At 39.2% G+C, this 3,894-nt stretch carries 5 protein-coding genes; 1 reads left to right on the forward strand and 4 read right to left on the reverse strand.

Annotation, left to right across the window (positions count from 1 at the left end):
- Positions 1–589 precede the first annotated feature (589 nt).
- Together C558_RS34520 and C558_RS0129930 are read right to left on the reverse strand one after the other, a co-directional pair.
- Positions 590–778: an Imm26 family immunity protein gene (locus tag C558_RS34520; RefSeq protein ID WP_018759968.1), complete on the reverse strand. Its 189-nt coding sequence runs from the start codon at positions 776–778 to the stop codon at positions 590–592.
- 73 nt (positions 779–851) lie between these two features.
- Positions 852–1,553: a CPBP family intramembrane glutamic endopeptidase gene (locus C558_RS0129930; protein ID WP_018759969.1), complete on the reverse strand. Its 702-nt coding sequence runs from the start codon at positions 1,551–1,553 to the stop codon at positions 852–854.
- Between the two features lie 92 nt (positions 1,554–1,645).
- Between C558_RS0129930 and C558_RS0129935 the strand changes: the two genes are divergently transcribed.
- Complete coding sequence (locus C558_RS0129935; RefSeq protein ID WP_018759970.1) at positions 1,646–2,389, forward strand: MerR family transcriptional regulator; 744 nt, start codon at positions 1,646–1,648, stop codon at positions 2,387–2,389.
- A gap of 129 nt (positions 2,390–2,518) precedes the next feature.
- Here the strand turns inward: C558_RS0129935 and C558_RS0129940 are convergent, their stop codons facing one another.
- Positions 2,519–3,001: a VOC family protein gene (locus C558_RS0129940; RefSeq protein WP_018759971.1), complete on the reverse strand. Its 483-nt coding sequence runs from the start codon at positions 2,999–3,001 to the stop codon at positions 2,519–2,521.
- Positions 3,002–3,340: 339 nt separating this feature from the next.
- Positions 3,341–3,670 carry a hypothetical protein gene (locus C558_RS0129945; RefSeq protein WP_018759972.1) on the reverse strand — a complete coding sequence of 110 codons (330 nt, stop codon included), beginning with the start codon at positions 3,668–3,670 and terminating at the stop codon, positions 3,341–3,343.
- Positions 3,671–3,894: the final 224 nt, after the last annotated feature.

The following is a 3,894-nucleotide window of genomic DNA, read 5'->3' on the forward strand; positions in this document are numbered from 1 at the left end:
AAATTTGTTGTTACGTTCGCACAATTCGATTGTTAGATTATTCATAATATCCTCCATAAAATTGACTCTCTAAGAATACCGTCCATTTGTCACCATATTAAGGCGGCGAGGGAACTAAAACAAGGATATATTTTATTTAATTTGTTTTGTACTGAAGTTTGAACTATCCTGCCCGTTAGTTCAATAAAATGAGCAGACTGCGGTAGTCTGCTCAGCAATGTATAGTATTCAACTATCGTGTCCCGTTAGCTTAAACACCAGGGTGTTTGTGCCACTATCATCACCCATGATTCGGTCAACGATATGTTCGGCTCCCCACACAGCAGCTATCTCTAGCCCTTCACATTCCGCTTTGTTTGAAGGTGAAATTTCACCCTTGTGATAAATCGAAAAACTGCCATTCAGTTGATCAATTATACATGCGGGTGGCGGCCAAGCAGCCTCCTCATTTTCAAATGGGCGGTTAGCAATAATGGGCCATTCATCTGATTTAAGTACATAATCGTATATCCCTACAGTAAATTGGTATTCTTCGTTTAGAGATACATCCTCAATGATCTCCCCGATAAATCAAATTATAGATTATCTTTTAGAAAATAGCCTTTATTTTAATAAAATTATTGCGGATATGGAAATTAACACGGATAAAATTATATAGTAGCTTATATATCGCAATTGCAGCATCCTTAAACCTTCTACCATAGGCGAATTTGCCATCTGGTAATGGGATAGCATACACATCACCTAGCTTAATTCTTCTTCGTCGTTTTACTGACATTAGAACCCCCCATTAGAAGCAAACTTAACAGTCACTAATATAACATAAAATTTCCCAATTACACCCGGGCATTCTAACTCATTACTGTTAACAACACGGCGATCGTATTAAACACCCCATGAACGATCATGCCAGGCACGACCGATCCCGTTCGTTCATAGGTCCATGCAAACACAACCCCGCTAATAAAATTCACGGGCATGACATTCATTGTGGGAAAATGCGCCAGAGAAAAGATTAGTGAACTAATCACAATCGCCCATCTCATCCCTACACGAGTCCTTAGCCAACGATATATAAATCCACGGTAAAATATCTCTTCATAGAACGGTGACACGATTCCTGCCGATACAATACCAATCATGATGGTAAATAGAGTGACATTTTGCTGCAGACTCTCTGTTTTGCTGTTCTCCACCGTATTTCCAAGAAAACTCGTTAGGTAAACAGCCGTTACACTGAATACGATGAGAACTAGTATCCAGAGCACAATCCTCCACCAATCTCTCGCAGGAAATCCCTTCACACCTACATCTGTCCAGGACATCTTCTTCGGTCGTAAAGCAACAAAATATAATCCTAGCAAAAGAGTGATCGCGATGGTAAGCCCTGTAAGAGTACCTGAATAAAGTGTATTCTCCAACCATTTCTCATACATTGACTGTATCGCGTATTTGATAACGAACATTACAAATACGAATTCAAGCGCGAGTAACGCTATTAACTCACGCCATGTCCACTGATCCTTTTCTTTCCAAATCGCTGTTCTTGTCATCCTTAATCCCTCAATCCTCTGTGATATAATGTAATGGTATTAGGTGACGCAACGTCACCTGCAAGCATTATTTTCGAGAGGAAAGAAAACGCATGAATAGATGGACAACAGGTCAAGTATCCAAACAGCGGAACATTTCTGTTAGAACGCTACGTTATTATGATCAGATTGGTCTCTTAACACCGAGTTATAAGGAAGATAACGGTCGCCGTTATTATTCAGAGGAAGATTTATTCACCCTTGAAAAGATAACGTTGCTTAAATCCCTATCACTACCACTTGAGGACATTCAAAATGTAATGGACAAGCTATCTTTTCGTCATATTCTGATAGCACATTATAATCAACTTCAGGAGCAGCGCACTTCTCTACAGGGCAGTATTGCAAATACTACATCTTTGATCAACATGATTGATTTAGAAGGTACACTCTCCTGGGATCGGGTTTCTCATCTTGTACAAAACGTACAACCCAACTCAAAACAGTGGATCGATTACTTCAAGGATGACGAAAGTGCATTTCTACAGACTGCACTACCGAATCTTAATAGTAATGACCAGACTTCCCAACAATATGCCTCTTTGCTGCGCCGGATTGAGTGGTGTGTACAACAATCCGTTTCACCAGATTCTGAAGAAGGCTATAACATTGCCTGCGAATTAATTAAGTTATCCCACGAAACCTTTAATGGAGATGAGAAATTGATGGAGAAGTTTTGGGAAGTGAGGAAGCTACCTTCAGAGGAATCAGGACTATATCCCGTATCCGAAGAAGTGCTGAACTTTGTGGAAATCAGTATTGCTCACGCTATAGGAAAAGGGGCGGAACAGAAATAGGAGAATGAGCGAGGCGTTGCTGATTATACTTTCGACTTCAGATCTACGTGTGTTTAGAGCTCCATTAAACTGCCCGTTAACACAACGCGGCTGCCGATCTATGCCGGCTGCCGCGTTTTAGTAATTTATTTAATTTTCGTTCCCCGTTAGTTCAACGGCCTTTCTTGTCTCTATCATCTCATTCCATTCACTTAGATAAATTGCATATCCCAAATTGTGAGGTTCGTCTGGTAACCATGCAATAAATTCCAATTCGTTTCCATCAGGATCATTAAAATAAATAGCTGCCGCAGGCATCCATGAATGTACAATTGGTTCAATTGGCTCTTTTCCAAAGGTTTTTACGGGTTCAATTCCCCTTTCTTTCAGCCAATCAATTGATTTCTTTAATAAATCTAAATCAGTCCCAAAAGCAAAATGCCTTCTACTTACTTCATTGCCGTCCGGGACTTCCCAAAGACCAAGTAATTGACGTTCCTTTCCAATATAAAAAAATGCAATCCTTCTATCTTCAATTAATAAAGATAGCTCAAGCCCTAACTTGTTATAGAATTCAATTGAAGTATTCAAATTTTTGACTTGTAGATGAGTCTCGTACAAATTCTTAATCATGATTGCTTCTACTCCTTAACGTAAAGTTAGAAAGGATAAAATGAATTTAGCTCTGCCCCGATTACATATAACGTTTCTGTGTTCACGACGTCCCACCACCTTAAGCGAACGTAGTGACCGACCGCGATGCGGTTAGGTGGTGCGGATGTGTCCCGGCATCTGCTTCTTCGACTTTCTCCCGGGACCGAGGGGGCTTGTCCCCCGATGCGTGAACACATTGTTATCTGATGCATCTGCCCTCTGAATAACTTTTACATTTCATTCCTAATGATTACTTGAGTCGGTTTTTCTAGTGTAGATTGTTGCTTCGAAAGACCACAAAGTGAGGTCTTTGTACTTTTATACTATTACTTGATTTTTACTCTTGATCTTGAGTAAGAACAAAACCCACCATAGTAATAAAAATAAATTACCCAAAATTATATATATAGACCAAATTGCCCCTTGTTGTAATTGAATAATTAAATGTTCAAATTCATTTATTCCTTCTGCCCTTCCAATACTATTTATCAGGCCAATAATTGGAATCGTTACAGTAAAAACAATGGCTACCATGGATAAACTTCTTATTTTCTTTCGTATAACAATAAATACTGCAGTTCCTAATGTTGTTAATAAAAACAAGTAATATAGTGCCCAAAACCAATTAGGAAGGGTTTCCCAATACACTTTTTTCAACTCCTCATAATAAGTTGGATTAACCTATGAATGGTTTTCAATATTGCAGATGTTTCAGATAACGTCTTATTCACGAACTTCGTAAATAATTCCGTATGTAGGGTATTCGCGAAACTTTTGAACTATCCTGCCCGTTCGTATTATGAGGTCACCAGAACTTACTGGTCGACCTCCTTATTGTGTGGTCATAAGATTGAGGTAGCCGGGGATCGAAC

The sequence above is a fragment of the Paenibacillus terrigena DSM 21567 genome, assembly GCF_000374845.1.
GTDB classification, from domain to species: domain Bacteria; phylum Bacillota; class Bacilli; order Paenibacillales; family Paenibacillaceae; genus Paenibacillus_K; species Paenibacillus_K terrigena.

Coding starts and splice junctions, on each gene's coding strand:
- C558_RS0129930 (WP_018759969.1), bottom strand. CDS start 1,553: ATGACAAGAACAGCGATTTGGAAAGAAAAGGATCAGTGGACATGGCGT.
- C558_RS0129935 (WP_018759970.1), top strand. CDS start 1,646: ATGAATAGATGGACAACAGGTCAAGTATCCAAACAGCGGAACATTTCT.
- C558_RS34520 (WP_018759968.1), bottom strand. CDS start 778: ATGTCAGTAAAACGACGAAGAAGAATTAAGCTAGGTGATGTGTATGCT.
- C558_RS0129940 (WP_018759971.1), bottom strand. CDS start 3,001: ATGATTAAGAATTTGTACGAGACTCATCTACAAGTCAAAAATTTGAAT.